The organism is Lawsonibacter sp. OA9 (assembly GCF_022440585.1).
Genome location: NZ_JAKNTI010000022.1, coordinates 2,100,384 through 2,116,248 on the forward strand (window position 1 = coordinate 2,100,384; position 15,865 = coordinate 2,116,248).

Below are 15,865 nucleotides of genomic sequence, written 5' to 3' on the forward strand. Positions count from 1 at the left end.
ATGAAAGGAGCGCGGTTCTATGACCCAGACCAAGGAGTTCTCCTATCCTTCCTCTGACGGCGTCCATACTATACACGCCCAGGAGTGGTTCCCCCAAAGCAGCCCTATCGCTGTAATTCAGATTGTCCATGGGGTGGCAGAACATATCGGGCGGTACCAGCATCTGGCCCAATTTCTCACCACCTACGGCTTTGTTGTGTGCGGCGAGGACCACCTGGGCCACGGCCTCACAGTAAACGACGGTCGATACGGTTACTTCGCCCCCCGCGGGGGATGGGACCTGGTCACCCAAGATGCGCGCCGCCTACGGGAGATAGAGGGAAAAAAGTTCCCCGGTCTGCCCCATGTGCTGCTGGGCCACTCCATGGGCTCCTTCCTCACTCGGACCTATCTGATTCGCTGGCCGGGAACGGTGGATGGAGCGGTTCTCTCCGGCACCGGCCAGGAAAAGGCGCCCTTAGTGGCCTTCGGTCGGCTTCTCGCCGGGGGGCTGGCCGCCCTCAAGGGCCCGGACTATGTCAGCCCACTGATCTATGAGCTTTCTCTGGGCGCCTACAACAAGAAATTTCAGCCCGCCCGAACCCGCGCCGACTGGCTCAGCAGGGACCGTGACATGGTAGACGCCAACTTAAACGACCCCCTGTGCGCCTTTCAGCCCACGGTATCCATGTTCCGGGATATGATGGAAGGACTGCAGTTCATCGCCAGCAAAAAAAATCTATCCAAAATGGACGTAGACACCCCCATCTATTTTCTGTCCGGTGACCAGGACCCCGTGGGCTCCATGGGCAGGGGGGTACGGAAGGTGGAGGCGATGTTCCGCTCCGCCGGGTGCCGGGATGTGACTGTCAAGCTGTACCCCGGAGGCCGCCATGAGATGTTCAACGAGCTCAACCGCCAGGAGGTCATGGAGGACCTGCTGGTCTGGCTGGAACAGCGGCTCTTTGACTAGAGCCCGGTTTTTCCCCAGTGTTTTGCCTCTTTGTGTCCTTTGGCGTACAGGGAGCCCAGAAAAATACGACAGTAAAAGAGCGGCTGTACGGCCGCTCTTTTACTGTCTTTCCCCTTTGAAGAGGAATACTGCTCTCATCGGAACCGCGACAATCATGGATGGTGAGATACAACGGGTGGTTTAGAGGGGCACAAGGCGCCACCCTAATCCCCCCACCTTCAGTTTGTCGCCAGCTCGCCTGTCAGGATGTGGTCTCTGGTCACGGTCTCTCCCTGGGGCAGGTCCACTGTAATCCTGTTCCAAAGCATCCCCCCCTGTTTCCCCTCCGTTCCCCTGTGGTGGTATCGGACAGAGAATCTGTGTATGGGACAATGGGCAGCCAGGACCTCATATGCCAACATGGCCTGGTCGGCCATTCTCTCCCGCATGACTGCCTCATCGGGGATGGGCTCATCCACACCGCCATAGAACTGCACATCGACGGATATGACGGCCTCGTCCGGCATCTGGGGGCTCCATCTGGCTGACCACATGGTAATATTCTGGTCCGGGACCCAGAGCCCTGTCCGGCGGATGACACTGTCGATGTCCAGTTTCTTCCGCAGGGCCTCTTCCCGTCCCTTATCCTCTACGACCAGCCCGCCATATCCCAGACTCCGCTTCTCGTCGCCGTCGGAGAAGGAGAGATAGTAGCCGCCGCCCACCAAATCATAGCCCGCCCAGTGGCCCTGCGCCCTCCACTCCGGATGGACCTGGGCCGCATATTCCTTCATCGCGCGGGCGGCCATCAGATTGCCGATGACTGGTGGAAAACCAAGAGGAAGGAGGACAAACACAATCAGGGGCCCCACCAGAAGCAAGAGGGTCAGGCCTACACCCAGCCGTTTCTGTCCCAATCCTTCCATAAGGTTCCCTCCCCCTTTTTCGAAAATGATAGCAGAAGGTGGGCTATGCGGTCAATGAAATTGGGATATCTGGTCATTTTCCCGAGATAAGTGGTCCAAAAAATTTCGGACCTTCTCTATCTGTCCCCCTTGGACCGGGATAGTCATTTTCCCTCCCGCAGCTTGCACCTGGAGGGAGTATCCCCGCCTCTCCGGCACCAGCTCCGCGCCGTCCATGCTCTCCCAGGGGGCATACAGGACACAGGTGGAATAGCTGTCGTGGCTGATAGCAGCCAGGCCCCGGTTCATGACTCCCAGAAAATACTCCGGGTCCGGGGTCCTCTGGATCAGCCAGAGCAGGCCGCCCGTCTTTCCCCGAAGGTACAGGCAGTCCTCCAGCCGCTCCCCCAGCCGGTAGCACAGCAAGGCGGTGTGGTACATCCCATAGCTCTCCTCCAGCAGCCAGCCCAGCCGCTCAGGCTCTGGGTGCTCGGTGGGAAAGGCCAGACCGGAGGGCCGCCCCAGCAGCAGGGACAGCACCGGCCGCAGTTGGTCCTCCTTCACCTTGTTGTAGGAGAAAGAGGCTTGATCGCCATTCTTTAAGTAGATGGTCAGGGTACATTTCAACAGCTGGACCTCATAGCGGATGGCAGCCGCCCCCTGGGGGATGAGCAGCCGGGTTACCCCTCCCCGCCACAGGGTCTGTAGGAGGACCTGGCCACGCCACCAGGACACGGCGTGCTCCTCCTCCCCTACTCCCTGCCGTACTTGGGGAATATAGGTCACGTTGCCGGGAGGCAGCCCTTCTCCCCGCCATTCCTCCAAAGCCGGGCGGAAAAGCTGGGGCAGCTCCGACCACTGATAGATACGCTTTGGCCAGGATGCCAATGTGGGTCGCCGGTCCTCTACTAATTTCACGGTCCTGCCCCCTTGATACAAAAGAGGTAAGACGCCTCGGAGAGCTTACGCTCTCCGAGGCGTCCCGTTCATCAGGTCTGGTCCTTGGTATCCTCGTCCTGAGACGGGGCGTGCTCCTGTTGTTCCGCCGGTCCCTGACCAGCGGGAGCGGTGGGTTCAGAGTCCTTTCGCTCCTCTGTGCCCTCCCCCTCAGGCTGACGGCCGCTGGCCTCCCCTTCGTCCAGAGCGGGAGGCTTGACCTCCTCGCTGACGATATGGATGTGCTTGGCCGGCGCCTCGATCACATCCGGTACGGAGGGGCGGAACGCCTTTTCGCTCTTGCGGGTAGAGGCGTAGGCGTCCTCCACCAGAGCGGGATCCCGGCCCTCGATGATGGCCACCATCTCGCCGCCAGTGATGGTCTCTTTCTCCAGCAGATAGGACACTACCTTGTGCATATCCTCCAGATTCTCCTGGATAACCTTTACAGCGTCCTCGTAGCAAACGTCCAAAATTGCTTTGACCGCCTTATCCATCACAGCCGCGGTATCCTGGGCGCAGTCCAGGCCGTAGCCCCCGTCCAGATACTGGTTACGGACCGAGCCCAGGGCCATCATGCCGAACTCCTCGCTCATACCGAACATGGCCACCATGTTCCGGGCGATATTGGTAGCCTCCTGGATATCCTGAGAGGCGCCGTTGGTCATGGTATCCATCACCACCTGTTCAGCGGCCCGGCCGCCCATGGAAACAGATATCTTGGCCATAAGCTCTTCCTTGGTCCGCAGGTTGGTCTTGTCCTCCTCGGGCATCAAGAGGGTATAGCCCAGAGAGCCCTCGGTGTGGGGGACAATGGTGATCTTCTGCACCGGCTCGGCGTTCTTCTGCTTATAGGCCACCATGGCGTGGCCCACCTCGTGGTAAGCCACCAGCTTGCGCTCGAATTGGGTGAGCACAGAATTTTTCTTCTCACTGCCGGCGATGACAAACTCGAAGGAGGCCAGCAGGTCCTCCTGGGTCACCATGCGGCGGCCGTGGCGGACAGCCCGGAGGGCCGCCTCGTTGACCAAGTTAGCCAGGTCAGCGCCCACAGTGCCGGCGGTAGCTAAGGCGATCTTCTTCAGGTCCACGTCCTCGCTCAGACGGATGTTTCGCGTGTGGACCTGGAGGGTGGCCAGACGTCCGGCCAGATTAGGCCGGTCGATGGTGATGCGCCGGTCGAAACGGCCGGGGCGGAGCAAAGCCTTGTCCAGCACCTCGGGCCGGTTGGTAGCTCCCAGGACGATGACGCCCTTGCCGGGGTCAAAGCCATCCAGCTCGGCCAGCAGCTGGTTCAGTGTCTGCTCCCGCTCGTCGTTGCCCCCCATGCGGTTGTCGCGGGACTTGCCGATGGTGTCAATCTCATCGATGAAGATGATACAGGGGGCCATCTTGCTGGCCTCTTTGAACAAGTCACGGACACGGCTGGCGCCCACGCCCACAAACATCTCTACAAAGTCGGAGCCGCTGATAGAGAAGAAGGGGACGCCGGCCTCGCCGGCCACGGCCTTGGCCAGCAGGGTCTTACCAGTACCCGGAGGGCCCACCAGCAGGGCGCCCTTGGGCAGCTTGGCGCCGATCTCAGTGTACTTACCGGGGTTGTGGAGAATATCGATGATCTCCTGGAGGGACTCCTTGGCCTCATCCTGGCCGGCCACATCCCGGAAGGTAACACCGGTCTTCTTCTCCACATACACCTTGGCGTTGGCCTTGCCCACGCCGCCCAGGCCGCCCATTCCTCCCTTGCCGCCTACCCCGCGGAACAGGAACATCATAGCGCCCACCAACAGCAGGATGGGAAGCAGTGTGGAGATGAGCAGGGACAGAATATAGGCAGAGCTGTCCACCGGGTCGCTGCCGTAGTTGGTCACCCCGTGCTCATCCAGCAGGTCGTAGATGCTCAGGTCGGATACTGGGGGCGGGGTTGTGACATATTCCTTCTCCTGGCTCTGGCCCCGGAGTGGGATCTGCATTCCAGCAAAGATTCCTTGGTCCCGCTCCTCTTCCTGGGGCAGATAGGCCTCAGCCTCTTCCTCCATCCCTTCCTTCAGGGTGATGACATACTCGCCGCTCTCCATCCGCACGGACTCCACCAGCTCCGCCACCACCCACTGGCGGAAGATGGAGTAATCCACCTGGACCTGGTTGGCGTTGGCATAGGATGAGGTGCAGCTTTTGAACAGCATGGTCAGTACCAGGGCCCACATAATAATGCTGATGAGGCCCAACGTGTTCTTTTTGTTGTTTCCCTTATCTGGTTTCAAAGGAGAATACCTCCAATTTTCTGCTTGATTTTCTCTTTTCTGTCCAAATCACATTTAGGACTAAATGGTATCATACCACATCCGCACTTTAAAAACAAGAAAAGCGGGTGTAAACTTTCTGTAAAAGGTAAGGGGGTCTGCTCGGACCGCGGAGCCCCTCGATCCCCGATCGGTTTTTTCCCCGTCCTGTATTTTTGACTTCCCCCTTTCGCCTAAATATGATATACTGTTTTTTATCGTTGGAAATTTTGACATCGGAGGGAACTGCCCCATGAATAATAGACCGCCTCTGCGCCGCTCCGCCCCTGTGGAAACGGAGAACGACGGCATCATTGAAGGCCGCAACGCGGTCATCGAGGCCCTGAGAGCCGGCGTGGCCATCGACAAAATATTTCTACTCAAGGGCGAGCGTGACTCGGCCCTGGGGCATATCGCCTCCACCGCCCGGGAGAAGGGCATCGTAGTGGTAGACGCCGACCGGCGGAAGCTGGACAATATGAGTCGAACCCACTCCCACCAGGGAGTCATCGCCCAGGCCGCCGTTCGGGAGTACGCCTCTGTGGACGACATCCTAGCCGCCGCCCGGGATAAGGACGAGCCCCCCCTTATCGTAGTATGTGACGAGCTATCCGACCCCCACAACCTGGGGGCGGTCATCCGTACCGCCGACGCCGCCGGCGCCCACGGAGTCATCATCCCCAAGCGCCGGTCTGCCGGTCTGACCGCCGTGGTCGCTAAGACCTCAGCCGGGGCTGTGGCCCACGTTCCTGTCGCCCGGGTGGCCAATCTGCCCACTGTGCTGAAGGAACTGAAGGAGGCGGGAGTCTGGGTATTCGGCACCGCCATGGATGGGTCCACCTCCCTGTACCATGCCGACCTGAAGGGCCCTGCCGCCATCGTCATCGGCAGCGAGGGGGAGGGGATGGGCCGCCTGGTGGGAGAGAGCTGTGACTTCACCGTTTCCATCCCTATGTTCGGCAAGATCAATTCCCTGAACGCCTCCGCTGCCGCCGCGGTCCTGCTGTATGAGGCTGTCCGCCAGCGAACAGGCAATTAGTCAGACTTGCAGGAGGAATTTTCTATGATGCCAATTAAGCCTTTTAACGGGTTGGAGGCCGCTATTTGCACCATCGCAATGGCTGTCGTCGGGTACCTCGTCGGGAGCCTGCTGGCCATCCCGGGTGCGGGCGCCGTAGTATTTGCTATTGCCACCATGGGTGGATTCCTCTTGAGCGCCATCCATCGTAACCAGTGACTGAATTTCAAATTTCAAGGAGCCTCCCATGAGCGACCGCGACGATAAAAAACGAAACGAGGACGACCTGGCGGAGATCCGCTCCCTCATCGGGGACACGGACACAGGCGGTTTCTCTCTGGAAGATATTTTGGCGGAATACGGGTCCGGCAAGGTTCCGGGCCGGGGTGCGGTCCCTGTTCCCCCCAAAAAGGAGCGGGAGCCGGAGGGACCTGACCTGCCCTGGCCGGAGGCTCCCCGCACCTCCCGGCGTGAGGGGAAGGTAGTTGCCTTTCCCGGGGGCCAGGTACAGCAGCCTCCTGATGAGGAGGAGCTGCCTGATGAGGAGGAGCTGCCTCCCGACGAGGCTTCTCTCCCCAGTGAGGAGCCAGAGGAGCAGTTGGACGGCCCGGCAGCTGACAAAGAAGTGATTCCTTTTCCGGAGGAGGAGAGCGTCCTATCCGCTTTTCTCAAGGACCTGGGCAAAAAGGCCGACGACTATGCGGACCATATGTTTGAGGAGGACGAGGCCATCGACCACTCCGAGGTCCGCCGCCTGGAGAAGCTGATTCCAGGCACGGACCGGGAGGAGGAGCCGGAGGAGGTCCCCCGGTCCCGCCGTCCCAGGCCCCAGGACCCCCCTCCCCCGGACACGGACCCCCAGGAGCTGGCCCGGAGCTATCACAAGGGATTGGGCGGGGCCCGGCTGCGGGTACTGGCTGTGTTCCTCCTCTTTGCCCTCTCCCTGGTCCAACTGCTGGTACCCGCCCTGGGACTTGTATGGCTCCCCCCTCTGGACGACCTGTCCATCCAGCGTTGGATCGCCGTAGGCCTGCTGGCCGCGGGCGTACTGCTGGCCGGTGACGCGCTGGTGTCCGCCATTGGTCGGGCCTTCCATGGCAGGCTTGGGATGGATGTTCTGGCGGCCCTCTCGTGCGCCGCCACTCTGGCGGACGGCGCTGTGCTGGCTCTCCACCCCTCTCGTGGAAATCAGCTGCCATACAGCGCGGTGGCCCTGGCCGGCCTATTCTTCCTGCTCCACGGAGCCTATCACAAGCGGTGCGGCCTGCGGCTCTCCTGCCGAACCGCGGCCGCCTCCGCCACTCCCTATCGGGTCACCCTGGACGAGGGGAAATGGAACGGCCTGGACACCTATACCAAATGGTCCGGCACCCAGGAGGGATTTGGCAGCCAGATCCAGGCTGACGATGGAGCCCAGCGTATTTTTCGCCGCTTCTGCCCCCTGCTGCTGCTGGGCTGCCTGCTGCTTTCCCTGCTGACCTCGGTGGGGATCGGCCAGCCTGAGCATCTGTTATGGTGTCTGTCCGCCACCTTTACCGCCACCTCCGCCTTTGGAGGAAGCTTGATCTACGGCCGCTCCTTCCACAAGCTGGCCCGGCGTCTGGCCCAAAGCGGTGCCGCCCTGGCTGGCTGGCCAGGCATCTCCCGCTCCCGGAGGGGGGACCGAGTTCTCATCACGGATACCGATCTGTTCCCCCCCGGCTATGTAGAACTCAACGGAGTGAAGGTGTTGGGCAACTTCCCTATGGAGCGGGTGGTGGCTTATACAGCCACTCTCATCCGGGACTCCGGCAGCGGCCTGACCAAGCTGTTCCACGACCATCTCCGCGCTCTGGGAGGCCTGATGCGGAATGCCGACCACCTGTGCTGCTACGAGGGGGGCGGCCTGTCCGCCAATATCCGCGGAGACCAAGTGCTGGTAGGTTCCGCAGCCTTTATGAATCTGATGGATATTCCCCTCCCTCAGGGGTTAAACGTAAAGAGCGCCGTGTTCTGTGCCATCAACGGGGAGCTGGCCGGTATCTTTGCCTTGAGCTATTCCCTCCACGACACCATTTTTCCCGCTCTGGAGGAGCTGATGCGTGAGAAGATCGGCCCTGTGCTGGCCACCCGTGATTTTAATCTGATCCCCGCCATGCTTCACCAGCGTTTCAAGCTGGCGGCGGATAAAATGGACTTTCCTCCGGTGGAACGGCGGCGGGAGCTGTCCGATCCGGAGCAGCCCCACAGCGATGTCCTCACCGCTCTGTTGTGCCGGGAGGGGCTGTTTCCCTTTGCCGAGGCTGTGACGGCCGCCAAGCGACTGCGGTGGGCAACCCGGCTGGGCGCCATTATCTGCTGTGCCGGCTCCCTGCTGGGTCTGCTGCTGGCCGCCTATCTCACCTCTGTATCCGCCTATTCCTCCCTTTCCCCTCTGAATCTGCTCGTTTTCATGCTCACCTGGCTGTTCCCGGTATGGTTCCTGTCCGGGTGGGTCCACCGCTACTGATGGGACCTGATCTGAACGAATGAGGTGATCCTTTTGATTCGACTGGCCTGTGCTGACGACCTGGACGCCGTCGACGCCATCTATGACGCCATCCTGACTCTGGAGGAGGCCCGCCCCGTATCCTTCACCAACTGGCAGCGGGGCAAGTATCCCACTCTGGACCACGCCCGCCGTGCCATGGAGGAGCACACCCTCTGGCTGGCCGGGGAGGATGGGAAGTATTACGGCACCTTTATCCTCAACGGCATCCAGCTTCCGGAGTATGCCCAGATCCCCTGGCAGTTTCAGGCTCCGCCGGACCAGGTGGCCGTGATCCACACCCTGATGGTCCACCCGGACTGGTCTGGCCGGGGCAAGGGCCGGGAACTGGTCGCCTTCTGTGAGGAGGAGAGCCGCCGCCAGGGAAAATCTGTCATCCGGTTAGATACCCCGGAGGGCAACACCCCTGCCAATCTCATGTATGCCCGTCTGGGCTACCGGCTGGCTGGGGCTGCCGAGTTTTTCTTCCAGGGATTTATCCATGAGATCCTGAACTGCTACGAGAAGAAGCTGTAATCGGAGATAGAACAGAGCGGCGGGGACACCCAAGGGTGTCCCCGCCGCTCTTTATTAGGCCGCCTGCCGCAAGGCCAGGACCACCAGCAAAAGCTGGACCACCAGCAGCAGAGGGAATCCCCAGCGGAAATACCAGTGCCTCGTCTTATGGTGGAAAAAGCGCATCCCCAGCAGCCCGCCCAGGGCGCCGCCCAGCACGGCGGGCAAAAACAGAGTCTTTTCCGAGATACGCCATTTTTTCCCTACCGCCCTTCTCTTGTCCACCCCCATCAGAAAGAAGGCAGCCAGGTTGACTGCCATCAGGTACAGGATCACAAGCTGTACAAGCTCCGGGGCCATCGCTCTCCCCCTCTCTTTCGCCATGTCGGCTTATATCGGGGTACAGTGTACCTCTTTTTCTCTCCCTTTGCAACCCGCTCTCCCGCGGCTCCCCAGCTCTTTTGGACCTCCTCCCTGCCAGAGCTGTCCTACGGGAAATTATTTTCCCTTTGGTCAAGATTTTTTCTCTTGTTTTACTTTTTAGCTAGACCTTAATCATCCTTTTTCATCCATTCTTCTTATGTTAATTTTCTTTGCTTTAATTCCCCTCCCCTTTACCCATGTTTTCCCATTTTATTTCTCTCTATTTGTTTACTTCGTCATCATGTCCATCCTTTTTATTCCGTTTTACAGAAAACTAAATATTTTTTTGTCCTTTTAGCTCTTTTTTCTCATTTTAATGTTTTTTCAGCAAAAAAGCTGTTGCAATATTTCCTGCAAATGGTATAATGATTCGTCAGCAAAATTATTGTACGCTCCCATGGAAAAGATATCTGGGAGGAAATGGTGGCGGCGTTGCGCCAGTTCTGTTCGGGCTAGGTCCGGGCGGCAGCAGATCGTCGTCGCGTAAGAAGAAAGGAATGAAGTTTACAAATGGCAACGAAATTCGTGTACCTCTTCTCCGAAGGCAACGGCAAGATGAAGGAGCTGTTGGGCGGCAAGGGCGCCAACCTGGCCGAGATGACCAGCCTTGGTATGCCTGTGCCCCAGGGCTTCACCATCACCACCGAGGCCTGCACCCAGTACTATGAGGACGGCGAAAAGATCAACGATGAGATCCAGGCTCAGATCATGGAGTATATCGTCAAGATGGAGGAGATCACCGGCAAGAAGTTCGGCGATCTGGACAACCCCCTGCTGGTTTCTGTCCGTTCCGGCGCCCGGGCCTCCATGCCCGGTATGATGGACACCATCCTGAACCTTGGTCTGAACGAGGACGTGGTGGATGTCATTGCCAAGAAGTCCAATAACCCCCGCTGGGCTTGGGACTGCTATCGCCGCTTCATCCAGATGTATTCCGACGTTGTCATGGAAGTGGGTAAGAAGTATTTTGAGGAGCTCATTGACAAGATGAAGGAACAGCGGGGCGTCACTCAGGACGTGGAGCTCACCGCTGACGACCTGAAGGAGCTGGCCAGCCAGTTCAAGGCCGAGTACAAGTCCAAGATTGGCTCCGACTTCCCCAGCGACCCCAAGGAGCAGCTGATGGGCGCCATCAAGGCCGTCTTCCGCTCCTGGAACAATCCCCGTGCCATCGTGTACCGCCGCATGAACGATATCCCCGGCAGCTGGGGCACCGCCGTCAACGTCCAGTCCATGGCCTTCGGCAACATGGGCGACGACTGCGGTACCGGCGTTGCCTTTACCCGTAACCCCGCCACCGGCGAGAAGAAGCTGATGGGCGAGTTCCTGACCAACGCCCAGGGCGAGGACGTTGTGGCCGGCGTTCGCACCCCCATGCCCATCCAGGAGATGGCCGACAAGTTCCCCGAGGCCTTTGCCCAGTTCCAGGACGTGTGCCAGCGCCTGGAGAACCATTACCGGGATATGCAGGACATGGAGTTCACCGTAGAGAACGGCAAGCTCTATATGCTTCAGACTCGTAACGGCAAGCGCACCGCCGCCGCCGCTCTGAAGATCGCCTGCGATCTGGTGGATGAGGGTATGATCAGCGAGCAGGAGGCTGTTGCCATGATCGACCCCCGCAACCTGGACACCCTGCTCCATCCCCAGTTCGACCCCGCCGCTCTGAAGAAGGCCGCCCCTGTGGCCACCGCCCTGCCCGCCTCCCCCGGCGCCGCCTGCGGCAAGATCGTCTTTACCGCTGACGACGCCAAGGCTTGGGCCGAGCGGGGTGAGAAGGTGTGTCTGGTCCGTCTGGAGACCAGCCCCGAGGATATCGAGGGCATGGTCGCCTCCCAGGGCATCCTCACTGTCCGTGGTGGTATGACTTCTCACGCCGCCGTGGTAGCCCGCGGCATGGGCACCTGCTGCGTGTCTGGCTGCGGCGCCATCAAGATGGACGAGGCCAACAAGCAGTTTGAGCTGGACGGCCGCACCTACCGTGAGGGCGACTGGATCAGCCTGGACGGCTCCACCGGCAACATCTACGGTGAGGCCATCCCCACTGTGGACGCTTCTATTTCCGGCGAGTTTGGCCGCATCATGGCTTGGGCTGATAAGTTCCGCCAGCTGAAGGTCCGCACCAACGCCGACAACCCCCGTGATACCGCCCAGGCCGTCAAGTTCGGCGCCGAGGGCATCGGCCTGTGCCGCACCGAGCATATGTTCTTTGAAGCCGACCGTATCCCCGCCATTCGGGAGATGATCTGCTCCGATACCGTGGAGCAGCGCGAGAAGGCTCTGGCCAAGCTTGAGCCCATGCAGCAGGGCGACTTTGAGGCCATGTACGAGGCTCTGGAGGGCCGTCCCATGACCATCCGTTTCCTGGATCCCCCGCTGCACGAGTTTGTTCCTACCGAGGAGGCCGATATCGCCCAGTTGGCCCAGGATATGGGCAAGAGCGTGGCCGACATCAAGGCCATCATCGCCAGCCTGCACGAGTTCAACCCCATGATGGGCCACCGCGGCTGCCGTCTGGCGGTCACCTATCCTGAGATCGCCGCCATGCAGACCCGGGCTGTGATCAAGGCCGCCCTCAATGTCCAGGCCAAGCACCCCGACTGGAAGATGGTCCCCGAGATCATGATCCCCCTGGTAGGCGAGGTCAAGGAGCTGGCCTTCGTCAAGAACGTGGTAGTCAAGGTGGCCGACCAACTGATCGCTGACGCCGGCTCCGACATGAAGTACCTGGTGGGCACTATGATCGAGATTCCCCGTGCCGCCCTCACTGCCGACGAAATCGCCAAAGAGGCCCAGTTCTTCTCCTTCGGCACCAACGACCTGACCCAGATGACCTTCGGCTTCTCCCGTGACGACGCCGGCAAGTTCCTGGAGTCCTACTACTCCAGCAAGATCTATGAGAGCGACCCCTTCGCCCGCCTGGACCAGAACGGCGTAGGCCGCTTGGTGGAGATGGCCTGCAAGCTGGGCCGTCAGACCCGCCCCGACCTGAAGCTGGGCATCTGCGGCGAGCACGGCGGCGACCCCTCCTCTGTGGAGTTCTGCCACAACACTGGGCTGGACTATGTGTCCTGCTCCCCCTTCCGGGTGCCTATCGCCCGTCTGGCCGCTGCCCAGGCCGCGATTAAGAATCCCCGCGCCTGATCCCTCCCCTGGTTTCTGAATCCGGTCCTCTTCAATAAGAATAACAGGCACACCGTCCAGTGGACGGTGTGCCTATTTCTTTGGTTCCGCCTTATTCCCGGCCAGGTTCTCCCCTGTCCTTTTCCTTTCCCGGTAGCCTGTTCATCAAAAATTATTTCAATTTTTTTAATTAAATTGATTGACGCTCCCCTGGAACAGTGGTATCATCAGTCCGTTCAATTTTGAAGAAGTAGGATTTGATATCACTATGCATCCTCTGAAAAAGCTTCCCTGCCGCACTTTTCAGCTGGCCTTCCGGCTGGCGCTCCCCTTTCTCCCCTATCGGGAGCCCAAACAGTTGGACGGACTGGACTCCATCCCTCCGCTGCTCAAGAGGAGTGGGGTGGGCTCCGTCCTGCTGGTCACCGACCGTTCCGTCCGCTCCCTGGGCCTTACGGCCCCTCTGGAGAAGTCCTTGGCCGAGGAAGGCATCATCTGCGCTGTCTATGACGGCACTGTGCCCAACCCCACTATCCAAAATGTGGAGGAGGGCCGGCAGCTCTATCTGGACAGCGGAGCCCAGGCCATCATCGCCGTGGGCGGTGGCTCGGTCATGGACTGCGCCAAGGGCGTGGGGGCCCGGATCGCTCGGCCCCATAAGCCGGTGCGGAGAATGAAGGGCCTGCTGCGGGTGCTTGTGCCCACCCCTTTGACGATTGCTGTTCCCACCACCGCCGGTACGGGAAGCGAGGCCACCCTGGCCGCTGTCATTACTGACCCGGAGAAAAAGCACAAGTACCCCATCAACGACTTTGCCCTCATCCCCGACTACGCGGTGCTGGACCCGAAGATCACCCTGGGCCTGCCCCCCTTTATTACCGCTACCACAGGAATGGACGCCCTGACCCATGCCATTGAGTCCTACATCGGCCAGACCACTACCAAGCTGACCCAAGCTATGTCCGAGGAGGCCGCCCGCCTCATCGTCCACAATCTGCCCCGGTCCTTTGCCGATGGCACGGATCTGGAGGCCCGCCGGGCCATGCTCCGGGCCGCCTACTGCGCTGGTGTGTCCTTTACCCGATCCTATGTGGGCTATGTCCACGGGCTGGCCCACTCCCTGGGAGGCCAGTACGGCGTCCCCCACGGGCTGGCTAACGCCGTCATCCTGCCCTATTTTCTGGAGGAATACGGCCCCGCCTGCTGGGAAAAACTGGGTAAGCTGGCCAAAGCGGCTGGGCTGGCCCAGGAGGGGGACTCTGCCCAGCAGAGCGCCCTGGCCTTCATCGCCTGGATCAAAGAGGCCAATCGGACCATGGGCATCCCGGAGACGATTGCCGAGCTCCGGGCCGAAGATATCCCCGCTATGGCCCGCCATGCGGACCAGGAGTGCAATCCCCTCTATCCCGTACCCCGGCTCATGGATCGTCAGGAGTTGGAGGTCATGTATCAAAAGCTGATGGCAAAGGAGGCGTCCCCATGGATATCCAAGCCCTCGTCCAGGACCAGCGGGCCCATTTCCAAACTGGCCAGACGTTTAGCCTAGCTGTCCGCCGGCGGGCTTTGGACAAGCTGCGTCAGGCCATTCTGGCCCATGAGGCGGACATCAATAGCGCCCTGGCGGCCGACCTGAACAAGTCCGCCACCGAGAGCTATATGTGTGAGGTGGGGATGACCCTGGCCGAGCTGAACTATGTAAGGAAGCACTTGGCCCGCTGGATGCGGGACCGAAAGGCAGCCACCCCCTTAGCCCAGTTCCACGCCAAAAGCTTCACGGTGGCCGAGCCCTATGGAGTGGTCCTTATCATGTCCCCCTGGAACTACCCCTTTATGCTGACCCTGGAGCCCCTCATCGGGGCCATCGCCGCGGGCAACTGCTGTGTGGTGAAGCCCTCAGCCTACTCCCCCGCCACCTCCAACCTCATCCGCGCCATCCTGGCGGAGTGCTTTCCCCCGGAATTCGTCTGTGTGGTAGAGGGAGGCCGGGCGGAAAACCAGGCCCTGCTGGACCAAAAATTTGACTATATCTTTTTTACCGGCGGGGTGGCCGTGGGGCGGGAGGTCATGTCCAAGGCGGCCCGCCACCTCACCCCCGTCACCCTGGAGTTGGGGGGCAAAAGCCCCTGCGTGGTGGACGCCACCGCCAAGCTGGACCTGGCTGCCAAGCGGCTGGTATTCGGCAAGCTGCTCAACTGCGGCCAGACCTGCGTGGCCCCTGACTATCTGCTCATCGATGGCCGGGTGAAGGACCAATTTCTATCCCATGTCAAAAAGTGGATGACCGCCATGTATGAGCAGAATCCCCTGGACAATCAGGGCTATGTGCGGATGATAAACCGCAAGCACTATGACCGGGTGATGGGCCTCATTGACCCGGCCAAGGTGGTCTATGGCGGCCGTGGGGACCCGGACACCTTGAAAATACAGCCCACTATCTTGGACGGTGTGTCCCCGGAGGACCCGGTAATGCAGGAGGAGATTTTCGGCCCCCTGCTCCCTGTCCTCACCTATGACACCCTGGACCGGGCGGTGGAGTTCATCAACAGCCGCCCCCATCCCCTGGCCCTATATCTGTTTTCCGAGGATCGGGCCGCCCAGGAGCGGTTCCTCCGCCAAGTCCCCTTTGGCGGGGGCTGCGTCAACGACACCATTATCCATCTGGCTACCAGCCGGATGGGCTTTGGAGGTGTGGGTGACAGCGGCATGGGCAGCTACCACGGCAAACTGAGCTTTGATACCTTCTCCCACCAGAAAAGCGTTGTGAAGAAGTCCACCTGGATGGACCTGCCGGTGCGCTATGCACCATATACCGCCCTTCAGGAGAAGCTGCTTCGCCTCTTTCTGCGCTGAAACCGTCCTCTTTCCGAGGCCTCCTATGGCCCAGGGCGGCCCGCATTTGTGGTCTTGCTCCTGCGGGTCCGAAGCCGCCAGCAGGACAAAAGGCCATTGCGGATGAAATCTGATAACAAAAACACCCATCTGATTTTACTCAGATGGGTGTTTTTTATCATGGTCGAATCATTCGAAGGGGTCACATGTTCTTTCCGCGCTCGATTGGGCCATTTTCTTTTTCGTATTCGTCAAGGTGCTTCAGCAGTACATATTCAATATAATTCGTCATAGAGCGGTGTTCAGCCGTAGCCAGGACCCCGATCCTATCAAATACATCGTCCGACATACGCAACGTAAACACTCGTTTGATAGTGGCCATATTGCCCGCCCCTT

At 60.0% G+C, this 15,865-nt stretch carries 13 protein-coding genes; 8 read left to right on the forward strand and 5 right to left on the reverse strand.

The genetic code is table 11. From position 1 onward, the window contains the following. Nucleotides 1-19: 19 nt before the first annotated feature. Nucleotides 20-952, forward strand: coding sequence for an alpha/beta hydrolase (locus MCG44_RS11380; protein ID WP_240288319.1), 933 nt, complete (start codon nt 20-22; stop codon nt 950-952). A gap of 218 nt (nt 953-1,170) precedes the next feature. On the opposite strand, the gene MCG44_RS11385 is transcribed toward MCG44_RS11380, so the two are convergent. The 3 genes from MCG44_RS11385 to ftsH all read right to left on the reverse strand — a co-directional run bounded on the left by MCG44_RS11385 (nt 1,171) and on the right by ftsH (nt 5,036). Continuing rightward, nucleotides 1,171-1,857 (reverse strand): hypothetical protein, encoded by a 687-nt coding sequence (locus tag MCG44_RS11385; protein ID WP_240288321.1) that lies wholly within the window; start codon nt 1,855-1,857, stop codon nt 1,171-1,173. A 51-nt stretch (nt 1,858-1,908) separates the two neighbouring features. Next, nucleotides 1,909-2,754 carry a hypothetical protein gene (locus MCG44_RS11390; protein WP_240288323.1) on the reverse strand — a complete coding sequence of 282 codons (846 nt, stop codon included), beginning with the start codon at nt 2,752-2,754 and terminating at the stop codon, nt 1,909-1,911. Nucleotides 2,755-2,825: 71 nt separating this feature from the next. Continuing rightward, nucleotides 2,826-5,036 (reverse strand): ATP-dependent zinc metalloprotease FtsH, encoded by a 2,211-nt coding sequence (gene ftsH, locus MCG44_RS11395; protein ID WP_394803824.1) that lies wholly within the window; start codon nt 5,034-5,036, stop codon nt 2,826-2,828. A gap of 271 nt (nt 5,037-5,307) precedes the next feature. On the opposite strand from ftsH, the gene rlmB reads away from it, so the two are divergent. Genes rlmB through MCG44_RS11415 form a run of 4 tightly spaced genes read left to right on the forward strand, consistent with a single transcriptional unit; the run spans nt 5,308 to nt 9,115 of the window. Further along, nucleotides 5,308-6,093 carry a 23S rRNA (guanosine(2251)-2'-O)-methyltransferase RlmB gene (rlmB, locus tag MCG44_RS11400; protein ID WP_147571639.1) on the forward strand — a complete coding sequence of 262 codons (786 nt, stop codon included), beginning with the start codon at nt 5,308-5,310 and terminating at the stop codon, nt 6,091-6,093. 27 nt (nt 6,094-6,120) lie between these two features. After that, a complete protein-coding gene (locus MCG44_RS11405; RefSeq protein WP_186851891.1) occupies nt 6,121-6,291 on the forward strand; it encodes a hypothetical protein in 171 nt (56 codons plus the stop codon). A 28-nt stretch (nt 6,292-6,319) separates the two neighbouring features. After that, complete coding sequence (locus MCG44_RS11410; protein WP_240288326.1) at nt 6,320-8,560, forward strand: hypothetical protein; 2,241 nt, start codon at nt 6,320-6,322, stop codon at nt 8,558-8,560. Between the two features lie 33 nt (nt 8,561-8,593). Beyond that, entirely contained in the window at nt 8,594-9,115 is a 522-nt protein-coding gene (locus MCG44_RS11415; RefSeq protein WP_186851889.1) for a GNAT family N-acetyltransferase, read from the forward strand. A 54-nt stretch (nt 9,116-9,169) separates the two neighbouring features. On the opposite strand, the gene MCG44_RS11420 is transcribed toward MCG44_RS11415, so the two are convergent. Beyond that, nucleotides 9,170-9,478 (reverse strand): DUF1294 domain-containing protein, encoded by a 309-nt coding sequence (locus tag MCG44_RS11420; RefSeq protein WP_240288328.1) that lies wholly within the window; start codon nt 9,476-9,478, stop codon nt 9,170-9,172. 549 nt (nt 9,479-10,027) lie between these two features. Here MCG44_RS11420 and ppdK point away from each other — a divergent pair. From ppdK to MCG44_RS11435, 3 genes are all read left to right on the forward strand, one after another. Further along, nucleotides 10,028-12,661: a pyruvate, phosphate dikinase gene (gene ppdK / locus MCG44_RS11425; protein WP_147571642.1), complete on the forward strand. Its 2,634-nt coding sequence runs from the start codon at nt 10,028-10,030 to the stop codon at nt 12,659-12,661. Between the two features lie 247 nt (nt 12,662-12,908). Further along, entirely contained in the window at nt 12,909-14,186 is a 1,278-nt protein-coding gene (locus MCG44_RS11430; RefSeq protein WP_240288330.1) for an iron-containing alcohol dehydrogenase, read from the forward strand. Next, nucleotides 14,120-15,490, forward strand: a complete 1,371-nt coding sequence (locus MCG44_RS11435; RefSeq protein ID WP_240288332.1) for an aldehyde dehydrogenase — start codon at nt 14,120-14,122, stop codon at nt 15,488-15,490. The genes MCG44_RS11430 and MCG44_RS11435 overlap by 67 nt, the downstream gene beginning before the upstream one ends. A gap of 181 nt (nt 15,491-15,671) precedes the next feature. Here the strand turns inward: MCG44_RS11435 and MCG44_RS11440 are convergent, their stop codons facing one another. Next, nucleotides 15,672-15,851 carry a hypothetical protein gene (locus tag MCG44_RS11440; protein WP_147571645.1) on the reverse strand — a complete coding sequence of 60 codons (180 nt, stop codon included), beginning with the start codon at nt 15,849-15,851 and terminating at the stop codon, nt 15,672-15,674. Nucleotides 15,852-15,865 lie beyond the last annotated feature (14 nt).

Bases quoted from the DNA above. Each gene is read 5' to 3' on its own strand.
- MCG44_RS11380 (WP_240288319.1), top strand. From the start codon at position 20: ATGACCCAGACCAAGGAGTTCTCCTATCCTTCCTCTGACGGCGTCCAT.
- MCG44_RS11385 (WP_240288321.1), bottom strand. From the start codon at position 1,857: ATGGAAGGATTGGGACAGAAACGGCTGGGTGTAGGCCTGACCCTCTTG.
- rlmB (WP_147571639.1), top strand. From the start codon at position 5,308: ATGAATAATAGACCGCCTCTGCGCCGCTCCGCCCCTGTGGAAACGGAG.
- MCG44_RS11405 (WP_186851891.1), top strand. From the start codon at position 6,121: ATGCCAATTAAGCCTTTTAACGGGTTGGAGGCCGCTATTTGCACCATC.
- MCG44_RS11410 (WP_240288326.1), top strand. From the start codon at position 6,320: ATGAGCGACCGCGACGATAAAAAACGAAACGAGGACGACCTGGCGGAG.
- MCG44_RS11420 (WP_240288328.1), bottom strand. From the start codon at position 9,478: ATGGCGAAAGAGAGGGGGAGAGCGATGGCCCCGGAGCTTGTACAGCTT.
- ppdK (WP_147571642.1), top strand. From the start codon at position 10,028: ATGGCAACGAAATTCGTGTACCTCTTCTCCGAAGGCAACGGCAAGATG.
- MCG44_RS11430 (WP_240288330.1), top strand. From the start codon at position 12,909: ATGCATCCTCTGAAAAAGCTTCCCTGCCGCACTTTTCAGCTGGCCTTC.
- MCG44_RS11435 (WP_240288332.1), top strand. From the start codon at position 14,120: ATGGATATCCAAGCCCTCGTCCAGGACCAGCGGGCCCATTTCCAAACT.
- MCG44_RS11440 (WP_147571645.1), bottom strand. From the start codon at position 15,851: ATGGCCACTATCAAACGAGTGTTTACGTTGCGTATGTCGGACGATGTA.